The organism is Thalassospira sp. MCCC 1A02898 (assembly GCF_001618185.1).
Taxonomy (GTDB): Bacteria; Pseudomonadota; Alphaproteobacteria; order Rhodospirillales; family Thalassospiraceae; genus Thalassospira; species Thalassospira tepidiphila.
The window spans coordinates 456,034-476,431 of sequence record NZ_LPXK01000009.1; the positions used below are offsets into that span (position 1 = coordinate 456,034).

Sequence of the window (20,398 nt, forward strand, 5' to 3'; positions counted from 1 at the left end):
GCGACAGGCGTCACGAAATGCCATGACGCCTGTGATCAACGTTTGCGGACCGCAAGGATCAGGAAATAGCTCGTCCCGATCAGGGCCGCGATCAGTCCGGTCGGCAGCTGAGCCGGATAAATCATGTTACGCGCCAGCCATTCGGCCACCATCATAACATTAACCCCGATCAGAACAGCGCCCAGCAAATGACCACCGGCAAGGCGGTATCCCGCGACCCGTGCCAGATGTGGTGCCATCAACCCGACGAAGCTGAGCGGCCCGACCAGAAGGGTTGCACTGGCGGCCAGAATGGCGGCAAGCAGCATCATGGCAAACTGGAAGCCGGAAATCCCAAGACCCAAGGATACGGACTGATCCGTGCCAAGCGATGCCAGTTCTAGCGGACGACGAAGCGCAATTGCCACCACCAGAAGCACACCGGTGACACCGGCGACAATCATCACCTCGTCCATATTGGTGAAATAGGTCGTCCCGGCCAGCCATGACATCAGCATCGATGTCTGCGTGCCGCCACGGGTCAGAACAATGCGGACAATCGCGCCGAGAATGGCGGTCATGGCAAGACCGTTGAGTAACATGTAATGCGGCGCATGGGTGAATTTGCGACAAAGGGCAAGCAGCACCAGAAGCGACGCAATCCCGCCCGCGGCCCCGATCACCATCAGTTCCGCACGTTGTCCGAAACCGAAAATCGCCAGTGCCATGATCATGGCAAGGGCAGTGGCCGAACTGACCCCGGTGATTTCGGGGCTTGCCAGCGGGTTGCGACCGACACGCTGAATAAGCGTGCCCGAAACCGCAAGGGCGGCGCCGCAAATCATCGCGGCAAAGGTCCGTTCTGCACGGCCGATCAGGATATCAAGGCTGCTGCTTTGCAAGCCCAAAACGACAAAACCATTGCCATCCAGCGAGACGAACAATGAAAACACCACACCGATGACAAGGCTCAAGGTCAAGGCAATCGAAAGGGCGGTTTTCGAGACGATCTGTTGATCGCTGTGCTGATCGTCGCTTTGACTGCCGGGCATGATGCGCGCCTTGCGCAGCATGAAAATGATGAACGGCGCGCCAAAGAGCGCGGTGGCGGCTCCGGTCGGCAACGGATCGCCGCCAAATTCGTTAAACTGGCGCACCAGAAAATCAATCACGACCAACGCAAAGCCGCCGGTGAAAACCGAATAGACCATTAAGTCGCGCGACCGTGACAGCCCGGCAATACGAAGGGCGGCCGGGATGGCAAGACCGACAAAGCCGATCATGCCGGCGGCCGAAATTACCGATGCGGTGATGAAAACGGCAAGACCAAGGATCAGCAGCCTGAGAACCGTGACCTTCGCGCCAAGCGAACTTGCCGTGTCATCGCCAAGGGCCAGAAGATCAAGCGGGCGCGACAGGGCCAGAATGGCAATCATGCCAATCAGTACACGCGGCCAGACAAACTGCGTATCCTCCCAGCCATTTTGGGCCAGATCACCAGCCCCCCACATGAAGATCGATTGCAGATATTGCTCGTTAAACAGCAGGATGATCTGTGATCCCGACTGCAACAGCAGATTGACGATCATCCCGGCGAGAATAAGCCAAAGTGTTGCGTTACCACGATTGGCGGCGATCAGATAAACCGCTGCCAGTGCAATCAACCCCCCGGCAAGGGCAAAGGCCTCCTGAAACATGGCAAGCGATGCCGGGGCGAGCAGGACAAACAGGGTCAGGGCAAATTCAACACCGGCCCCAACGCCAAGGGTCGTCGGTGATGCCAGCGGATTGCGTAAAACCGTCTGGATCGCAGCCCCCGCCAAGGCAAGGCCCGCACCACACAGAAACGCCATCGCAAGGCGGGGCAGGGTGCTGTAATGAAACAGGATCTGATCGAAATCGGTTTCATCCGGGCTGAACAGGGCCTGTGTTGCCTGCCCATTGCCAAGATACGGCCAGAAATCAATTACCAGCACGGCAAGGGTCAACAGGCCCAGAATGCCTGTCAGGATTGCCGGAATGGACAGCGTCCCGGGAAAGCCGGATCTGACTGAGCCGTGAAGTGCTGCGTTACTCATTATTGCGGGCCGTTTTCAATGGTCTCGGTCAGGAGCTTGGCAAAACGAAGCCCGGACGGTACCCCGCCATAGGCCCAGACCACCGGCAATTCATAAACCCGGTTGTTGCGGGTGAAATCCATCACCTTCCAGATCGGGGAATTCAGAAGTTTATCAAGCACAACGTCGGGCACCGGATTGGTATAGACCAGCGTTTCCTTGGCATAGGGGGCAAGAATCTCCAACCCGCCACGGCCAAAGCCCCATTTGTTGACCTCCCCGTCATAGGCGACCGGCACGCCCATTGCCGTCATCACCGAACCGGGCAGGGAGGTATCGGCAAAGACCCCGACATTGCTTTCATCAAAGAAGAACACAACGTTGATTGTTTGATCGGGGCCAATCGCGGTTTTGATGCGGTCGCCATATTTGATCAATTCCTGATCAATATCGGCCAGATAGGCTTTGGCCTCTGCCTCGCGCCCGGTGGCCTTGGCGATTTTGCCAAACACCTCGCGCGCGGTTTCAAACGCGGGGCGCTTGCCATCAAACAGTCTGAGTTCCAGAACCGGCGCAATCGCGGCCAGTTTTTCATAAGACATGCCGAGATCGGGAACGGAAATGATCAGGTCCGGTTTTGATGCACGAAGCGCTTCAAGGTTGGGCGATGAACGCTGGCCAAGGTCAACGAAGCTTTGCGGAAGGTCGGGCTTGGCAACCCAGTCGACGTAATCTTGCGGGTCGGCAATGGCGACCGGATCAAGGCCAAGGGCAATGACGCTTTCGGTAAAGGCCCAGTTGATGGTCGCCACCCGCGTGGCCGGGGCATCAAGGCGCAAAGTGCCGCGTTCATGTTCGATCTCGATCGGATCGGCGATGGCGGTTGATGCATTTGCACCGATCAGGGCTACACATAGCAAAACCGGACAAACAAGCGCGCGAAGGATGTTCATGCCAGATGTCCCTTATGAACCGCTTGCGGCGGTGTCAGTGCCCGTAACCGCATCGGCAAGCAATTCGGCAAAGCGTGCCGCGGACAATACCCCGCCAAAGGTCCAGCTTGCCGGGATGGCATGGACATGGTCGTTGCGCGCAAACGGCATGGCCTTCCAGATCGCGGAATTAAACAGGGTTTCGCGCGTGGTCGGTGCAATCGGCTCGACATAGGCGAATTGTACATCACCCATTTTGGCCAGATCCGACACATCGCCATTATGAAACGCCCAGCCATTGACATCCCCGTCCCAGGCATTGGCAAAACCCATGCGGCCAAGGACGGAGCCAAACAGCGACGTCTTGCCATGAATGCGGAAATGCGACTCATCAAGAATACGGACAACAGCGAATTTCGCATCATCGCCGACGTGATCACGGATGCGCGCGGCGGCGGCTTCGATCCGGGCATTGACCGATGAAATGACATCCTCGGCGGCGGCCGGTTTACCGGCCAGTTTGGCAACATTGCGCAAAAGCGCCTCGGCCCGGTCAATGGCGGGCTCATCACTGCCGGTATTATAGATCGAATAAACGAGTGTCGGCGCATAGCCAGATAGTTTTTCATGGGCCATGGCGACATCGGTGCTGATCAGGATGGCGTCCGGCTTGGCATCGCGAAGGGCTTCAAAATTCGGCTCCCGGCGGGTGCCAAGGTCAGTGAAGCTTTCGGGCAGTTTCGGTTCCACCACCCAAGCGCGGTATCCATCAGATTCCGGGATCGCCACCGGATCAATGCCCAGCGCGATCAGGCTTTCCGTGAGGGCCCAGTTGGAAACCGCAAAGCGGGTCGGGTGGGTATCAAGGCTGATCTCACCCAACTCATGGGTAAAGGTTTCCTCGGCCATGACGGGCTGGGCCGTAACAAATGCGCCAACCATTCCGGCGACAAGAGCAAGGCGCGCCGCAATGCTGCCAATCCAAGGTTTTGATATCATGATTTCCCTGATCCCTGTTGATGTGGAGACGTGCGCAAGCAGCTAGGCGACATAGCTTATGAAGCGGTCCGGGTTGCTGAGTTTGATGACGTCGATGTCGGTCTGGAAAATATCGCGCAGCGTATCGCCATTCATGAAATCGTGCGGCGTGCCCTGCCAACAGGTGCGCCCGCCGCGCAGTGCCAGAATGTGATCGGCAAAGCGCCCGACCATGTCGATGTCATGCAAAACGGCAATCACGGTCAGATTGTTCTGATCCTTAAGGTTGGCGACCAGTTGCAAAATGTCGCGCTGATGACCGACATCAAGGGCCGAGGTCGGCTCATCAAGCAGCAGCACCGGCGCATCTTGGGCCAGCAACATGGCAAGCCAGACCCGCTGGCGTTCCCCGCCCGAAAGGCTTGCGACCAGCCGGTCGGAAAACTCCGTTACGTGGGTTAGGTCCATTGCCCGATCGATCTTGGCGTGGTCTTCGTCGCGATACCGCCCAAACGCCCCGCGCCAAGGATAGCGGCCAAAGGCCACCAGTTCGCGCACACTCAAATGCGGAGGGACAACCGGGTTTTGCGGAAGGTAGGCGACCTTGCGGGCGAAATCGCGCGTGCCATGATCGGCAAGGTCTTGTCCGTCGAGTGCGATGGCCCCGGATGCCGGTTTGTTTTTGCGCGCCAGAAGCTTGATCAGCGTGCTTTTGCCCGATCCGTTATGGCCGACAATCGCGCTGAACGCCCCGGTCGGAAAGCCGACCGTAATGTCCTCAAGCAGCGTCTTTGGCTTTTTGCCATCACTTTTGAAAGCGACGTCTTTCAGGTCGAACATGGACGGAAACTCATGCGCCGGGAAATGGAAACTGCGCCATCGCCGGATCGCGGCAAGCAGGCGCGCTGTAAAGTCTGAGAATGCTTATCAATTACTTTCTCTAAATGCAACCGAGTTGCGATTGCAGCCCGCGGAAAATTAAATCAGCCCATCCAATCATCATATAAAATTACTTTTCAGCGGGCATCATTCCGGGTAGCAATGAAAGCTTATAATTTTGATCGCATCGCGCGGTTTGCCGCGATAAGAATGGTCATACAATTACAAGGCGCTAAAACAGACGCGCCGTGATCAGGGAGAACCCATGTCTAACGTAAAAACCGTTTTGCCAAATCTGCGATGCACATTGGGGGAAGGCCCGCATTGGGATGCCGAAGATGGCGTTCTGTACTGGGTCGATATCGTCGGAAAGACGGCCTATGCGCTCCGCCCGGATGACGGCGGATCGCGCAGCTGGGTATTTGATCAGCCGGTTGCTGCCATCGTGCCACGGCAAAAGGGCGGGCTTGTTGTGGCCCTTGCCGACGGGCTGGCCTTTCTGGATCCCGACAGTGGCAAAACCACCCCGTTTGTCGCCCCCGATGGTGATCATCCGGGCAACCGATCGAATGAAAGCCGGGTTGACCCGATGGGCCGTTTCTGGATCGGGACCATGCAAAACAATATCGGGCCGAATGGCGAAGACCTGCCGGTCACCATTTCGACCGGGACGCTGAACTGTGTCACAGCGGAGGGCGAGACATTGCGTTTTGGCGAGAATATCGGCATTTCCAACACGCTGTTATGGTCGGCCGATGGCACAAAGATGTTCTTTGGCGATACCATCACCAATACGCTCAATGTCTATGAATTTGACATGAAAACCGGCGTGCCATCCAATCCCAAACTGTTCTTTGGGCCGCAGGATCGCGGCAATATGGATGGCTCGGCGATGGATGCCGATGGCTATATCTGGAACGCGCGGTGGGGCGGGGGATGTTTGATCCGCTTTGCGCCGGATGGCAGTGTCGATCGCATTATCGACCTGCCGGTGACCCAGCCGACCAGTTGCGTGTTTGGTGGGCCGGATCTCAAGACGCTTTATATCACCTCGGCCGCGGTCGGGTTGGAAGGCAATGGCAATCCACTTGAAGGTGCGCTGTTGTCGATCCGAACCGAGGTTGCCGGCCAATTGTGCCACCCGTTTGCCGGCTAGGCTTTTTTCGTCAGGATTGCATCGCCTTAGGTGCAAATCGCGCCAAACAGCCCCTTGGGTGCCCTAAATCGGGTAATTGGCGCGATTTGCCCATTTTTGGCCTTGGTTTTCAGTATGTTTGGCGTCACCATTATGTGGTGGCAGAACACATCACCAAAAATACGAGCAAGCCGGGGTTAAAATGAAACCTGTTACCGCCGCAACCATGTGGGCAAGGGCGCTTATTGCCTTTGGCGTGGTCGCAATATTGTCGGGCTGTGCCGCCCTGCAATCACCAAGCAACAGCGTCACCGGATCGGTCAGTTACCGTGAACGGATCGCACTTTCGCCGGACAATACCTTCCTTGTTGTGCGGTTGCTTGATGTCTCGCGCGCTGACGCGCCATCGGTGGAGATTGCATCGCTGCGCCAGCCGGTGGCAAATCCGCCGATGGTTTTCATCCTGCCCTATGATCTTGATGATATCGAGCCGCGTCACAGCTATGCGGTGGAAGCCAAAATCGTCAATGCCAATGGCGATCTTCTGTTTCGCAACGATCAAAGCTACCCGGTCCTGACCCGTGGTGCGCCAAGCGATGTTGATATCGTCGTTCGTCAGGTGCCGCGCGTTCAGGGTGACGGTGCGCGCAACGGCGATGGATCGGATGTGCCTGACGACATCGCAGCGATCGAGGCCAAACTGGCCGACATGCGTGTCATTCCCGGCCAGTATTCCGCATCGGACCACACCGTGACCTATAAGGCCTATGTCACGACGGATGGTGAACCGCTTCTGGTTGATGAACATCGCGATCTTGGTGATTACGGATCAAGCGACGTCAAACTTTATTACCGTAATGGTCAATTGCTGCGCTTTGCCGAGGACGCCAAACGGGTCAATTACGGCGGGGAGCAAAGCGACGCCCCATTGCATTACACCCTGACACTTGATTTCGCCCAGGGGCGCTTTTCAAGTGGCACCAAAACCGTCAACGGCACATCCAGCCAGCCCGATGAACATGAAATCAGCGGCGCATTGTCGCAAAGCAAGGTGGCACTCAGCCGTATCGAGGCGATGTTAAGCCAGCTTAACAGCACCCCGGATCCGATGACCGGGCCGGAATTGTTTATCTGCGATGATCAAAGCCGCTTTGCCGTGACATTTGATCATGACGCGGAACGCGCCATTGTCGAAATGCGCGGACGCGAACCGATCAGTCTGGCGCAGATGCCGACCGGTTCGGGATATGGCTATGGCAATGACATGTACGAATTGCGGGGCAAGGGGGCTGATGCAATCTGGACAACGCCGTCGGGCGATTTCCATTGTGCGGTTTCATCCATGCCGGTCGAGGCCGCAAGCCTTGCCCTTGCACCGGGGGATTTCCCGGTGGTCTCGGTTGCCGAGCTTAAAAGACAGGGCGATGGTATCTGGACGCGCTATTTCGATGACATGATGCCAGCCATCACCGCCTGCCTTGCCAAAAATCCCGGTGATCTGGTTTCGGTGCTGAAAGCCTGGCCGATGGATCATGGCATGGTTGGTGTCCGAACCATCAATGGCAATGGCGGGCGTTATGATTGTCTTGTGACGTCTGATGGCATGGGCACCGCCCATACCGAACAGGTCGAAACCACGACCAACATTTTGCCCGGCGAAGACATTGTGCGCTATACCCCTGCCAATAGCGCCTATCCCGGCGGCGAATGCTTTGCCCATGAACGCCTTGAACAGAACGGCGTGTTTATCGGCTGGTTGTCGGAAAAGACTTGCTGATCTGATCGACAAAGATCTGATAACAAAAATCCCGGCCGGGGAAACCCGGGCCGGGATTTTTTTTGTCTTATTTCTTTGATGTCTTAGTGGACCATGGCCCCGGTTGCGCTCAGCATACCGGTTGAACCACTTAAGCCATCGCCGTTGCCAAGATGGACCGCCTGGAACCGGTGACGGTCAAAATGGCCGGGCATCAAAAGCCCGCTTGCGGGGGCCGCATGGAAGCCAAAGCGCGCGTAGTAGTCCGGATCCCCCACCAGAAGAACCGAACGGTGACCGGCTGCCTGTGCCGCATTAAGGGCGGCATAAACCAGACCGGCACCCACGCCGGACCCGCTATAGATCTTGTCGACGGCAAGCGGGCCGAGCAGCAATGCATCCCCTGCATCGCCAGCATTGACATTCCACAACCGGACGGTGCCGATCATTTGTTTGCCGTCGTGGGCGACAAACGCAAGACCGTCCGCCGGAAGCCGATTACGGCGCAGGATTTCAGACGATTTCTGAAACCGCGCCTGACCCATTACGCGATCAAGCAGCTTTTCGCGTTCAATGTGCGAATATGCGCCTTCGCGATCAATTGTGATCATTGGCCTATCTTTCCCGAATGGGGTCAGATGATATAGGCGGCAAGCGGCGAGAAGCCGTTGAACGCCACAGATGCATAAGTGGTGGTGTAGGCACCGGTTGCTTCGATCAGAACCTCGTCACCGATGGTCAAAGAGACCGGCAGGTCATACGGGGTCTTTTCATACAGCACGTCAGCCGAATCACAGGTCGGGCCAGCCAGAACGCACGGGGCAACTTCGCCGCCATCATGGATCGTGGTGATCGGATAGCGGATCGCTTCGTCCATGGTTTCGGCAAGGCCACCGAATTTACCGATATCAAGGTAAACCCAGCGCACCGGATCATCGGCATGCTTGCGCGAAATCAGAACAACCTCGGCTTTGATCACGCCGGCATCACCCACCATGCCACGGCCCGGTTCGATAATGGTTTCGGGCATATGGTTGCCAAAGTGGTTGTGAAGCGCATCAACAATCGCCGCACCGTATGCTTCGGTTGCCGGAATGTCGCGCAGGTAACGGGTCGGGAAGCCCCCACCCATATTGACCATGCGAAGGTGAATGCCTTTTTCCGCCAGGGTGCGGAAGATCGAGGATGCTTCCGAAAGCGCAGTGTCCCAGGCGTCAAGGTTGCACTGCTGCGACCCGACATGGAACGACACGCCATAGGCATCCAGACCCATGTGATGGGCATGCTGAAGAACTTCGAGCGCCATGGAAGGTGCGCAACCGAATTTGCGCGACAGCGGCCATTCTGCGCCAACGCCGTCGGTCAGAATGCGGCAGAAAACCTGCGCACCCGGTGCGACACGGGCAATTTTTTCGACTTCTTCGACGCAATCAACCGCATAGAGGCGCACACCGAGTTCAAAAGCGCGCGCAATGTCGCGTTCTTTTTTGATGGTGTTGCCAAACGAAATGCGGTCAGGGCTTGCACCTGCGGCCATCGCCATTTCGATTTCCGGGACGGATGCGGTGTCAAAGTTGCTGCCAAGATCGGCAAGCAGGCTCAGAACTTCCGGTGCCGGGTTTGCTTTGACGGCATAGAAAATGCGCGAGCTCGGCAGGGCACGGGTAAAGGTCTCGTAGTTGCGCTGAACAACGTCGAGGTCAACAACAAGGCACGGGCCTTCCGGGCGGTTCTGTGCGAGAAAATCAATAATACGCTGAGTTGCCATTGGGGCGTTCTCCCATTCCACGATATGGCAGCGTGCATGTACCTGATGCGTGTGCGCGGTGGAGGCGCAATGACGCGGACTACTTGCGTGCTGTTTAGCCCCGGGGCCAACCGGAACTGCGAAGTTAAGTCTGCCTCGCTATGGAATGGGGAGTTCCCGTTCCGCACGTGGGCAATGATGGTGTGCCTCTTTAGTGTCGGTGGATTTGGACGCCACCTGAGACCAAAAAAGCCCTACACCGTCGTTGCTTTAAGTAAGTCCTACGGGTTCCAGTAAGCAGGACCACCACAGGCACGTGCGACTTTGGGCAAGTCCGCATGTACGCCCGTTGCTTTTTCCGCGCAAGTGAAATTTTCACCCGTTTTGTCATGAAACAATCGCAGGATCGTCGAAGAACTGATGTCGCAACGCACAAAATGGCTCAAATGGCCGCGTTCGGGCTTTGTAAGAAATTCAGTTGGCGCATTTCGGTATGGGGCATTGCAATTTGCGCATAACCGGAACGTGAATATCAAGCCGATTGACCGTTTCCCGGCGGCGCTGTAGCCATTATTCGAAACCCGGCAGTCGCCGTGGTCACGGGGGCATTTTATGAATTGGCTGATCGCCGTTGTTTTTGTTCTGGTCTATATCGGCATGGCGCTGGGGCGTTGGCCGTGGCTTGCGATCAATCGCACCGGCATTGCCGTATTCGGCGCGGTGATCTTGCTGATCAGCGGGGCGGTTGACCGCGATGGCGCGCTGGCGTCGATTGATTTTGCCACCCTTGCGGTGTTGCTGACATTGATGGTGCTGTCGTCACAATATGCGGCAAGTGGCTTTTTTGACTGGATCGGGTATCGGATCACCGCGCTCAAATGCGGGCCGGGCGGGTTGCTGGCCGGGGTGATCGTCATGTGCGGGCTATTGTCGGCCTTTCTGACCAACGATGTTGTGGTCTGGGCGGTGACGCCGGTTTTGATTACCGGGGTGATTGCGCGTGGGCTTGATCCCAAACCCTATGTGATTGCGGTGGCGTGTGCTGCCAATGCCGGATCGGCGGCCACCCTGATTGGTAATCCGCAAAACCTGATGATTGCCGAGTTTGGCAAACTTGATTTCATCGGCTTTGTTCTGGCCTGCGCTGTGCCCGCACTCGTGGCACTTGGCGTGGTCTATGTCGTGATTTTGCGAAGCCCCTTGATGCGCGGGCAAACAAGTGTTGCCGCGGCGGGGGCAAATGCGCGATCAGTTGATCAACCGGTTTGCCCGCTTGATAAAACCATCCTGACCAAGGCGGTTTTGGCGACCATCGCCGTGATCGCGATTTTTGTCTTTGTCGAAGACCGTGCACTTTGGTCGCTTCTGGTGGTGGGGGCCTTGCTGCTCAGCCGTCGTCTTTCGACCGATCAGGTTCTGGGGCGGGTTGACTGGCATTTGCTGGCGCTGTTTTGCGGGTTGTTTATCGTAACCGGCGCGATGGCGCAAAATGACGTGATTGCCAGCCTGTTTCGCGATGTCCTGATCACGTTGCAAATCCATCATCCGGGTGTTTTGGCCGGGGTATCGCTGGCCGGGTCAAATACGATTGGCAATGTGCCGCTGGTGATGATGTTGCTCTCACTCGGTCCGGAATGGAGCCCGGAAATGTTGCATGCGCTGGCGATTTTTTCGACATTGTCGGGCAACTTCCTGATTGTTGGCTCGGTTGCCAATATCATTGCTGTTGAACAGGCCGCAAAGGCCGGAACGGTGATTTCATTTATCGATTATGCGCGCCTTGGCGTGCCTGTTACATTGATCAGTCTGGCGCTGTCGCTGGGTTGGGTCATCCTGATTTCATAGGAAACATCATGTCCAATATCAAAATTACCGCCGGTCCGTTTACCTTTGACGCGGTGCTCGAAATCGAAAAGGCACCACATACCTGCAAGGCGTTCCTTGATCGCATGCCGTTTGAAAGCAAGGCAGTCCATGTCCGCTGGAGCGGCGAGGGGGTGTGGATGCCACTTGGCGATTATCAGTTCGGTGTTGATTATGAAAACCACACCAGCTTCCCGGCCCCGGGACAGATCATCCTTTATCCGGGAGGGATCAGCGAAACCGAAATCCTGCTCGCCTATGGCGGGGTGCATTTCGCCTCCAAGGTCGGCCAGCTTGCCGGCAACCATTTCATCACCATCACCAGCAATCTCGAAGACCTTGAAAAGTTGGGTAAAATGACGCTTTGGGAAGGTGCGCAGTCGATCAAGTTCGAGCTGGCGTAATCAACGCAACTGTGATCGGGCACACTTTCAAGTGCGTCCGGTTTGGCCTAGAAGGCGAACCATCATCCAATAAGTGCAGGCGGGCGTGCCGTGTTTGAGACGATTAATCTGTGGATTCAGGATCATCAGGATCTGGTCTATATCCTGATCTTCACCTATTGCGTCAGTAAATCCAGCATCCTGCCGATCTTTGCCGGCATGCTGGTGGCGGCCGAAAGCCTGATGATTGTGCCGGCGGTTACGTCGATGATTGCCGGTGGGCTTGTCGGCGATGTGTTGCGCTTTGGGTTAGCGCGCAAATACGGCGATGCGATTGTTCGCAAGCTGCCCAAATCCCTGTCAGACTGGATGGGCAAGACCCTGCGCTTGTTTGAGCATTACGGTGTCGCCTATATCCTGCTGTGCCGCTATCCGCATGGGGTGCGATCGTTTGGGGTGTTTCCGGTCGGTATGAGTTCGATGTCGTTTATCCGCTTCCTGCCGCTTAGCATCGCGTCGGTCCTGCTTTGGGTCGGGCTTTATTACGGGCTGGGTCATAGCCTGGGGGCGGGGATGTCAGAACTGGTCGAACAAAACCTTGCGATGCTCAGCCCGATCTTGCTGATCGTGTTTCTTGTGCTGGGCTGGTTTGCGCTTCGCCGGATTGATCGGCTGGAGCAACAGGCCGAACGCGCCATCAAGTGATCCAACGAAAAACGGCAGCATCGAAATCGAATGCTGCCGTTTTTTATTATACTTGTCATTCCGGGCGGAGCGAAGCGCAGACCCGGAATCTATGGCCGATGGATCGCATCATGGATTCCCGCCTTCGCGGGAATGACGATTTCACGGAAACTGGTTACTCAGCAGCAATCGTCTTGCCGTCTTTTTCCAGCATCTCGCCCTGTTTGCGTTTGGCAAGAATTTCGCGCGCCTTGGCGTAGCTTTCATCGTGCCAGAAGATCAGACAGCCATTGCAACCCCGGCCACAGCAGCCCTTGGTGCCAACGCGCGGAGTGCGGAAGGAACGTTCCTTCTGGCGATCATCAAGGGCGGTCTGAAGCGCTTCGCGTTTGGCGTCATAGCGTTCCTCGTTGCCTTTGCCCATCTCGATCTTGTGGCCTTCCTGATCAAGTTTCAGGCGCTGCCATTCGTCTTCTGACAGGGCCTTTTCCTTGCGCACGATGGTCATCGGCAGGATTTCGCGTTTCAGGAATTCCGGGTCTTCCTGTTCAAACAGGCTGAATGGCAGACGGATGCGCGGATGGGTATTGGCGTGAACAGCTTCGCCGACCTTGCCGGTTTTGGCATCGATGAATTCATACATGCGGATGAAGATCGTCTGGCGCGTGCGCGGCGGCACGATTTCGATCACGTCACCGGGCAGCATGCGGTTTTTGACCGACATGATAAAGGCGTCGTCTTCGACTTCCTCGATCATTCCGGCAAATTCCCAATCCGACACATTGGTGTTGCTGTCATAGCCATGCGCGTAGTTGGTCAGGCGACCATCATGGAAGGCCAGCGTATAGCCCCGGTTCGGGATGGTCGCCAGTTCCTTCATATATTCTTCGGCTGACCAGTTTTCCGGATCCTTGTACCAGTCATCAATCGCCATGCGGTATGCACGGGCAACGAGGCCGGCGTAATAGGGGCTTTTGCCGCGGCCTTCGACCTTGAGGCTGTCGACACCGATTTTCAGGTAATCTTCAAGTTTCGGCATGATGCACAGATCGCGCGAGTTCAGGATGTAAGATCCACGCTCGTCCTCCTGAATTTCCATCAGCTCGCCCGGACGCATGTCTTCTTCCAGGAAGAAGTCAAACATTTCCAAGTTTTCCTCGGTCAGTTTGAGTTCCTTGACCGTGCCGTCCTTAAGCTTCATGTGGACTTTGTATTTCCAGCGGCACGAGTTGGCACAGGCCCCTTGGTTCGCACCGCGTTCGGCCATGAAGTTCGACAGCAGGCAACGACCGGAATAGGTCATGCACATCGAGCCATGCACAAACGCCTCGATCTTGATGTCCTGGCATTTTTCGCGGATTTCGGTCAGTTCCTCATAGGAAACTTCACGCCCCAGAACGACAAGCTTGGCACCGATGCTTTGCCAGAATTTGACGGACTGCCACGAACACACATTGGCCTGTGTCGAGACATGCAAATCGAGTTCCGGCGCGTGTTCGCGGACAAACATGAAAACACCCGGATCGGCCACGATCAGGCCATCCGGGCGGACCTTGCGCACGGTATCGACATATTCCGGAAGCTTGTCGATGTCCTTGTTATGCGAAAACAGGTTCAGTGTGAGGTAAACGCGCACACCATGACTGTGGGCAAAATCAATGCCCTCGACCACGTCATCGAGTGACATCTGGCTTTTGACGCGCAGCGACAGGTCCGGCGTGCCCATGTAAACGGCGTCTGCGCCATACAGCACAGCAACTTTCAGCTTTTCGAGCGAGCCTGCGGGCATCAGCAATTCGGAACGGCGCGATTGATTACTCATCACTTGCGGGTCTTTTCTATCTGGTCGTCTGCGGGAAATCTCTCTGGCGCGGCTTCTATCACAGCCTGCTGCCTGTGCCGATTAAAATCGCATATTTCACAAGCCTTGCATAGCTATGGCCGTGATGAGCTGCCATGCCGGACTTGCAGGGCGCCAACCAAAACACCCCCGCCAAGGGGCAGGGGTGTTTGGAATCGTTTCAAAGTTTTGGCTTACTTGACCTTTTTGATCTCGCCGCTTTCGATCTTGGCCCAGTATTGCTTGATCTCCCCACGCACCACCGGCATCAGGAAATAAAGGCCGATGATGTTGGGGATCGCCATGGCAAAGATCATGGAGTCCGAGAAATCAATCACGGGACCCAAGCTCATGGAGGCACCGACGATCACGCACAGGCAGAAGAACAGTTTGAAAATGATCTCCTTGCCTTTGCCTTCACCGACCAGATAGGTCCAGCTTTTCAGCCCGTAATAGGACCAAGACAGCATGGTCGAAAAGGCAAACAGCACGACAGCCAGTGCCAGGATCAGCGGGAACCACGTAAAGGCCGATGCAAACGCGGCCGAGGTCAGCTCAACCCCGGTCAGACCGGAATTCAACTCACCACTGATGGTAATCACAAGGGCCGTCATGGTGCAGATCACCACCGTATCAATGAACGGTTCCAGCAGGGCGACATAACCCTCTGTCACTGGTTCCTTGGTGCGGACGGCGGCGTGGGCGATGGCGGCTGAGCCAATGCCGGCCTCGTTCGAGAAGGCTGCACGTTTAAAGCCCTGGATCAGCGCACCGATCACACCGCCGGCAACACCGGCACCGGTAAAGGCACCGACAAAGATCTGGGCAAAGGCGTCACCAACCATGGTGATGTTGGACAGGATAATGATCATGCCGGCGGTAACGTAAATCACCGCCATAAGCGGCACGATCTTTTCGGTCACCTTGGCGATCGATTTGATGCCGCCAATGATCACGACGCCAACAATGATTGCCATGATCAGGCCAAACAACCAGCCCGATCCGGCAAGGAAGCTGTTTTCCCCGCCGGTGACATTGACCACCTGCTGGAAGGCCTGATTGGCCTGAAACATATTGCCGCCGCCAACAGCGCCACCAATACAGCAGATCGAAAAGACGACAGCCAAGACCTTGCCCAATCCCGGTTTGCCTTTTTCAGCCATGCCCTTGGACAGGTAATACATCGGCCCGCCTGAAACGCGGCCGTCTTCATATTCGTTACGGTATTTAACGCCCAGCGTACATTCGGTGAATTTCGATGCCATGCCCAAAAGTCCGGCAAGGATCATCCAGAATGTTGCCCCCGGTCCGCCGATGGAAACGGCAACGGCGACACCGGCAATATTGCCAAGCCCGACCGTGCCTGAAAGGGCGGTGGCAAGGGCCTGAAAGTGGGAAACTTCACCAGCATCTTCGGGGTGGGAATAGTCGCCCTTGACCAGTGCTATGGCATGGCCAAATCGACGGAACTGAACAAAGCCGAAATAAAGCGTGAAAATGGTGGCGGCAACAACAAGCCAGCCGACAATAAGCGGAAATTCCGTGCCGGCAATGGGCACGGAATAGAACATGGTGCCGGCAATCACGTTAGAAATCGGTGCGATTGCCTGATTGATTCTTTCATCAAGGCCGACTTCCTGCGCAAGTGCGATTTGCGGCAGGGTGGCCGACATCATTGCAACGGCGCTGGTCGCTGCTGTCTTTTTCCAGAACATGATGCTTCTCCGGTTTAACTTCGTGTGATGCCTTAAGGAACGACCGTGACCGGAACAGGCGATGCCTGTACCAGGGTGAGCGGCAAACTGCCCAGCAGTCTTGCGCCAAGTGCCGACCCGCCTTTCCTGCCGACAATGATCTGACATGCGCCCTTGTCCTCGGCGATTTGGCAGATCAGTTCGCCGGAATGGCCGTAACGGACCTCCGAAGTAACCGGTATTTTTTGTTTGTTCAGGGTATCGAGTGCGGGCTTGAGCGTCTGTTCTGCCCGCGACAATTCTTCCGTACGCCGCTGATGGCGTTCTTCAAGTTCCTGTGTCGACAGGAAGCTGTATGGGGACCATTCAAGAACGTAAACCAAATGGATTGCACAGCCCTCGGCTGTTGCGCGTTTGGCCGCAAATTCCACGGCGCGCTGCGCGGCATCAGTTCCGTCATAGCCCACGAGAATTGGCTGATCGGTCATGTGCTTGCTTCTCCTGATCAGAGACTGAAATGTCGGATAAGACTCTCCCACTTCCTCTCGCAATACAGGTGTCGGCCTGTACCATGCCGTCTTTGTCCCTGACACCAGCACACGACGGTTCCCCCGAATTTCATTTCCAGCGCCAAGTGAAACGACATCGGGGAATGATACATAAAACTGAAATGAATTCGCCAAAAAGTTGAGATATAAAAATAAGATGTTCTGTTTTGGCGTGTTATTTGCCGCCCAAACAAAATAAAACGCGCCGAATTTTTCGGCGCGCGTGGGAATGTTTTGCAAGAACGCTTAAAAAAAGTGGGTCCGACCGGATCGATCAGGCCTCGGACAAGGCGTCTTCCGGATCGGGATCAAGCGGGCGGGGGCGGCCAGCCTCATCGAGCGCGACAAAGGTAAAGATACCTTCGGTGACTTTATCTGATGTTTCTCCAAACCGGGTCTGGCGCCAGGCTTGGACATGGATGCGAAGGGATGTGCGCCCGACATGGATGATTTCGGTGAAGAACGACACCTCATCGCCGACATGGACCGGACGCAGGAACGACATGCTGTCGACAAAGACGGTTGCGGTTCGACCCTTGGCTCGGCGTGCGGCCGCGGTTCCGGCGGCAAGGTCCATTTGCGACATCAACCAGCCGCCAAAGATATCCCCGGTCGGGTTGGTATCGGACGGCATGGCAACGGCACGCACCGACGGTTGACGGTCGGGGAGGGTGTCGGTGGCATCGTTTACAAGGGTCATCGAAGGCTTTCCGAAGTGGGTTTGTCCGATGACGTTACTTTAGTTTGTCTAAATAAAGCCAGCACAAAATGTTGCCAAATCAGGGACATACCGGATGTCCAAGGGGCTGCTATCCGATGTGGATCTGATGATGCCGGACCCCGGTTTTTCCGCGCGGATGCAGGTGTTTTGCGACCCAACCAAGAATTCGGATTTTTAATCTTGACCAAATGATCAGGATTGGACATGCTGTATCCGTCAGAGAGAGGCATCTGCACGTGTATCAACCGGGGATAACCCCGAAACTATAACCACACGGCAGATCAAATACTGGGAAACAATCCGGCACAAGCCGGACGGATACGCCAAGAATGTCAGTACGAGAGACCCTGAGTTGGTCGGGCCCGCCCGTCCACGTAACGCCATAATTGCATTCTGATCGCGCGATAGCTGCGATCATTTTTGGCCCGCGGTCGATTGTAATGTCATTCTTGTTTTGTCTCTCGATGACGTCAGGAGAGGACGCCTTTTTGGCAGGGAGACAAACAAATGACCACCTTGCAGGCCAAGCAAGCTTCAAAATCCGGTGCCGTTCATGGCGGTGCTGGTCACAATGACGCAGATGACGGCTTTTCCGATCTGCATCCGGCCTATTCCACGCTTCAGGCGATGGCGGAAAGCAACCGCTGCCTGTATTGCTATGACGCGCCATGCGTGACCGCATGCCCGACATCAATCGATATTCCATCCTTCATTCGCAAAATCAGCACCGGCAACCCGGATGGTGCGGCAAAGACCATTTTGTCAGCCAACATCATGGGCGGCACCTGTGCGCGGGCCTGCCCGACCGAAGTGCTGTGTGAAGAGGCCTGCGTTCGCAACGTCGCCGAAGATACCGCCGTTGAGATCGGCAGTTTGCAACGATACGCGGTTGATCATCTGATGGCGCGCGATCTGCCCCATCCGTTCAAGCGTGCGCCCAAAACCGGCAAGACAATTGCCGTTGTCGGTGCCGGTCCGGCGGGCCTTTCATGTGCGCACCGTGCGGCGATGCTCGGCCATGACGTTGTCGTGTTCGAAGCCAAGTCGAAACCGGGCGGGCTTAATGAATATGGTCTGGCCGCCTATAAGATGACCAATGATTTCGCGCAGCGCGAAGTTGAATTCCTTCTGGGCATTGGCGGGATTGAAATCGAATATAACAAGGCGCTTGGCAAGGACATCAACCTTGCCGACCTCAAAGCCAAATATGATGCCGTGTTTGTTGGTGTTGGTCTTGGCTCGACCAATGATCTTGGCCTTAAGGGCGAAGATTTCCCGGGCGTTGATGATGCAATCAATTTCATCGAAAAACTGCGTCAGACCGAGCCGAAATCCGACATGCCGGTTGGTGACAAGGTCATCGTCATTGGCGGTGGTAACACCGCAATTGACGCCGCGGTTCAGGCCAAACGCCTGGGGGCTGAGGAAGTCACCCTTGTTTATCGCCGGGGTGCGGAAAACATGTCCGCGACCGAGTTCGAACAGGATTTGGCCAAAACCAACGGCGTTGTTGTGCGTTACTGGGCAAAACCGGTCGCGATCAAGGCCAATGGCAAGCTGATGGGCATGGCGTTCGAAAAAACCGAACTTGATGCCAATGGCAAACTTGTTGGCACAGGCGAAACCTTTGAAGTGCGTGCAGACCAGATTTTGAAGGCCATCGGACAAAAAATCAAAACCGATGACCTTGCCGGGATGGAGATCACCGGTGGCAAGATCGTGGTCGATAAAAACTATCAGACAACCGCCCCGGGCGTGTTCGCCGGTGGGGACTGCATCAAGAGTGGCGAAGACCTGACTGTTCAGTCGGTCGAAGACGGCAAACAGGCCGCCATCGCCATTGATGCATTCCTGAAATCCGCTTGAACCGCCAGCAAAGGGAGAGAGAAAAATGGCTGATCTAAGCTGCAAAATCGCCGGTATTGATTCGCTTAACCCGTTCTGGCTGGCATCCGCGCCGCCGACGGACAAGAAATACAACGTCGTTCGTGCCTTTGAAGCGGGCTGGGGCGGGGTTGTCTGGAAGACGCTGGGCATTGATCCGCCCGTGGTCAACGTGTCCTCGCGCTATGGCGCGCACCATGACCAGAACCGCCGTCTGCTCGGGATCAACAACATCGAGCTGATTTCCGACCGTCCGCTGGCCACCAACCTTCAGGAAATCCGCGAATGCCGGAAAGAGTATCCTGATCACGTCATCATCGGTTCGATGATGGCCCCGATCGAGGAACGCGCCTGGAAGGACCTGGCCCAGCAGATCGCCGAAAGCGGTGTGCATGGTCTGGAGCTTAACCTTGGGTGCCCGCACGGCATGTGTGAACGCGGCATGGGATCAGCCATCGGTCAGGTGCCGGAAATGGTCGAACAGGTCACCCGTTGGGTCAAGGATGCGGTTGATATTCCGGTCTTTACCAAACTGACCCCGAACATCACCAACATCCTGTGGTCGGCCGAAGCAGCACTCAAGGGCGGTGCGGATGCCGTATCGCTGATTAACACCGTTAACTCCATCGTGTCGGTCGATATCGACAACATGATCCCGGAGCCGGTCGTTGACGGCAAGGGCACGCATGGCGGTTATTGCGGGTCGGCGGTCAAGCCGATTGCGCTCAACATGGTGGCTGAAATCGCCAGAACGCCTGAAACCCGCGATCTTGAGATTTCCGGTATCGGGGGCATCACCACCTGGAAAGATGCCGTTGAATTCATGGCGCTTGGATCGAATGCCGTTCAGGTTTGCACGGCTGCGATGATCTATGGCTTCCGCGTGGTTGATGACCTGATTGACGGTATGAGCCAGTGGATGGATGACAAGGGTTATACCAGTGTCGAACAGTTCACCCGTGCTGCCGTTCCGCAGGTTTCCGACTGGAACGAGCTTAACATGAACTTCGACACCAAGGCGGTGATCAACCCGGATAACTGCATCGAGTGTGGTCGTTGCCATATTGCGTGCGAAGATACCTCGCACCAGGCAATCACCATGACCGACAAGCCCGAAGGCGGCCGTCTGTTTGAAGTGGTCGATGAGGAATGCGTGGGTTGTAACCTTTGCTATCACATCTGCCCGGTCCCGGATTGCATCACCATGGAGCCGGTCAAGACCGACAAGCCGCCGATGACCTGGCCGGAACATCCGCTTAATCCCATGCGCGTGGCTGCTGAATAAGCCATCCGCGCAAACGCCACCAAAACCAAAAGG

17 protein-coding genes are annotated in these 20,398 nt (G+C 56.0%); 7 read left to right on the forward strand and 10 right to left on the reverse strand.

Annotation, left to right across the window (positions count from 1 at the left end):
* Positions 1 to 35: 35 nt before the first annotated feature.
* The 4 genes from fhuB to AUQ41_RS08835 are packed head-to-tail and all read right to left on the reverse strand — an operon-like array spanning position 36 to position 4,786.
* Entirely contained in the window at positions 36 to 2,057 is a 2,022-nt protein-coding gene (fhuB, locus tag AUQ41_RS08820) for a Fe(3+)-hydroxamate ABC transporter permease FhuB (protein ID WP_063087924.1), read from the reverse strand.
* On the reverse strand, positions 2,057 to 2,989 hold the full coding sequence (locus tag AUQ41_RS08825) for an ABC transporter substrate-binding protein (RefSeq protein ID WP_063087926.1): 933 nt from the start codon (positions 2,987 to 2,989) through the stop codon (positions 2,057 to 2,059). The genes fhuB and AUQ41_RS08825 overlap by 1 nt, the downstream gene beginning before the upstream one ends.
* 12 nt (positions 2,990 to 3,001) lie before the next feature.
* Complete coding sequence (locus AUQ41_RS08830; protein WP_063087928.1) at positions 3,002 to 3,967, reverse strand: iron-siderophore ABC transporter substrate-binding protein; 966 nt, start codon at positions 3,965 to 3,967, stop codon at positions 3,002 to 3,004.
* 42 nt (positions 3,968 to 4,009) lie between these two features.
* Positions 4,010 to 4,786 carry an ABC transporter ATP-binding protein gene (locus AUQ41_RS08835; RefSeq protein WP_063087930.1) on the reverse strand — a complete coding sequence of 259 codons (777 nt, stop codon included), beginning with the start codon at positions 4,784 to 4,786 and terminating at the stop codon, positions 4,010 to 4,012.
* 304 nt (positions 4,787 to 5,090) lie between these two features.
* Between AUQ41_RS08835 and AUQ41_RS08840 the strand changes: the two genes are divergently transcribed.
* Both AUQ41_RS08840 and AUQ41_RS08845 read left to right on the forward strand, forming a co-directional pair.
* Positions 5,091 to 5,981 (forward strand): SMP-30/gluconolactonase/LRE family protein, encoded by an 891-nt coding sequence (locus AUQ41_RS08840; protein ID WP_063087932.1) that lies wholly within the window; start codon positions 5,091 to 5,093, stop codon positions 5,979 to 5,981.
* Positions 5,982 to 6,162: 181 nt separating this feature from the next.
* Positions 6,163 to 7,737, forward strand: a complete 1,575-nt coding sequence (locus AUQ41_RS08845; RefSeq protein ID WP_063087934.1) for a YbaY family lipoprotein — start codon at positions 6,163 to 6,165, stop codon at positions 7,735 to 7,737.
* A gap of 83 nt (positions 7,738 to 7,820) precedes the next feature.
* On the opposite strand, the gene AUQ41_RS08850 is transcribed toward AUQ41_RS08845, so the two are convergent.
* Complete coding sequence (locus tag AUQ41_RS08850) at positions 7,821 to 8,327, reverse strand: GNAT family N-acetyltransferase (RefSeq protein ID WP_063087936.1); 507 nt, start codon at positions 8,325 to 8,327, stop codon at positions 7,821 to 7,823.
* 23 nt (positions 8,328 to 8,350) lie between these two features.
* Complete coding sequence (locus AUQ41_RS08855) at positions 8,351 to 9,484, reverse strand: type III PLP-dependent enzyme (protein WP_008890144.1); 1,134 nt, start codon at positions 9,482 to 9,484, stop codon at positions 8,351 to 8,353.
* A 591-nt stretch (positions 9,485 to 10,075) separates the two neighbouring features.
* On the opposite strand from AUQ41_RS08855, the gene AUQ41_RS08860 reads away from it, so the two are divergent.
* From AUQ41_RS08860 to AUQ41_RS08870, 3 genes are all read left to right on the forward strand, one after another.
* A complete protein-coding gene (locus AUQ41_RS08860; protein ID WP_063087938.1) occupies positions 10,076 to 11,308 on the forward strand; it encodes an SLC13 family permease in 1,233 nt (410 codons plus the stop codon).
* Positions 11,309 to 11,316: 8 nt separating this feature from the next.
* On the forward strand, positions 11,317 to 11,730 hold the full coding sequence (locus tag AUQ41_RS08865; protein ID WP_063087940.1) for a DUF3830 family protein: 414 nt from the start codon (positions 11,317 to 11,319) through the stop codon (positions 11,728 to 11,730).
* A 90-nt stretch (positions 11,731 to 11,820) separates the two neighbouring features.
* On the forward strand, positions 11,821 to 12,414 hold the full coding sequence (locus AUQ41_RS08870; protein WP_063087942.1) for a DedA family protein: 594 nt from the start codon (positions 11,821 to 11,823) through the stop codon (positions 12,412 to 12,414).
* A gap of 154 nt (positions 12,415 to 12,568) precedes the next feature.
* Here the strand turns inward: AUQ41_RS08870 and AUQ41_RS08875 are convergent, their stop codons facing one another.
* The 4 genes from AUQ41_RS08875 to AUQ41_RS08890 form a co-directional block, all read right to left on the reverse strand.
* Complete coding sequence (locus AUQ41_RS08875; RefSeq protein ID WP_008890140.1) at positions 12,569 to 14,215, reverse strand: U32 family peptidase C-terminal domain-containing protein; 1,647 nt, start codon at positions 14,213 to 14,215, stop codon at positions 12,569 to 12,571.
* A 212-nt stretch (positions 14,216 to 14,427) separates the two neighbouring features.
* Positions 14,428 to 15,948, reverse strand: coding sequence for a sodium:alanine symporter family protein (locus AUQ41_RS08880; protein ID WP_063087944.1), 1,521 nt, complete (start codon positions 15,946 to 15,948; stop codon positions 14,428 to 14,430).
* A 32-nt stretch (positions 15,949 to 15,980) separates the two neighbouring features.
* Positions 15,981 to 16,415: a universal stress protein gene (locus tag AUQ41_RS08885; RefSeq protein WP_063087946.1), complete on the reverse strand. Its 435-nt coding sequence runs from the start codon at positions 16,413 to 16,415 to the stop codon at positions 15,981 to 15,983.
* Positions 16,416 to 16,749: 334 nt separating this feature from the next.
* Positions 16,750 to 17,175 carry an acyl-CoA thioesterase gene (locus tag AUQ41_RS08890; protein ID WP_063087948.1) on the reverse strand — a complete coding sequence of 142 codons (426 nt, stop codon included), beginning with the start codon at positions 17,173 to 17,175 and terminating at the stop codon, positions 16,750 to 16,752.
* Between the two features lie 528 nt (positions 17,176 to 17,703).
* Here AUQ41_RS08890 and AUQ41_RS08895 point away from each other — a divergent pair.
* Together AUQ41_RS08895 and preA are read left to right on the forward strand one after the other, a co-directional pair.
* Positions 17,704 to 19,062, forward strand: a complete 1,359-nt coding sequence (locus AUQ41_RS08895) for an NAD(P)-dependent oxidoreductase (RefSeq protein WP_063087950.1) — start codon at positions 17,704 to 17,706, stop codon at positions 19,060 to 19,062.
* A 25-nt stretch (positions 19,063 to 19,087) separates the two neighbouring features.
* Complete coding sequence (gene preA / locus AUQ41_RS08900; RefSeq protein ID WP_008890132.1) at positions 19,088 to 20,365, forward strand: NAD-dependent dihydropyrimidine dehydrogenase subunit PreA; 1,278 nt, start codon at positions 19,088 to 19,090, stop codon at positions 20,363 to 20,365.
* Positions 20,366 to 20,398: the final 33 nt, after the last annotated feature.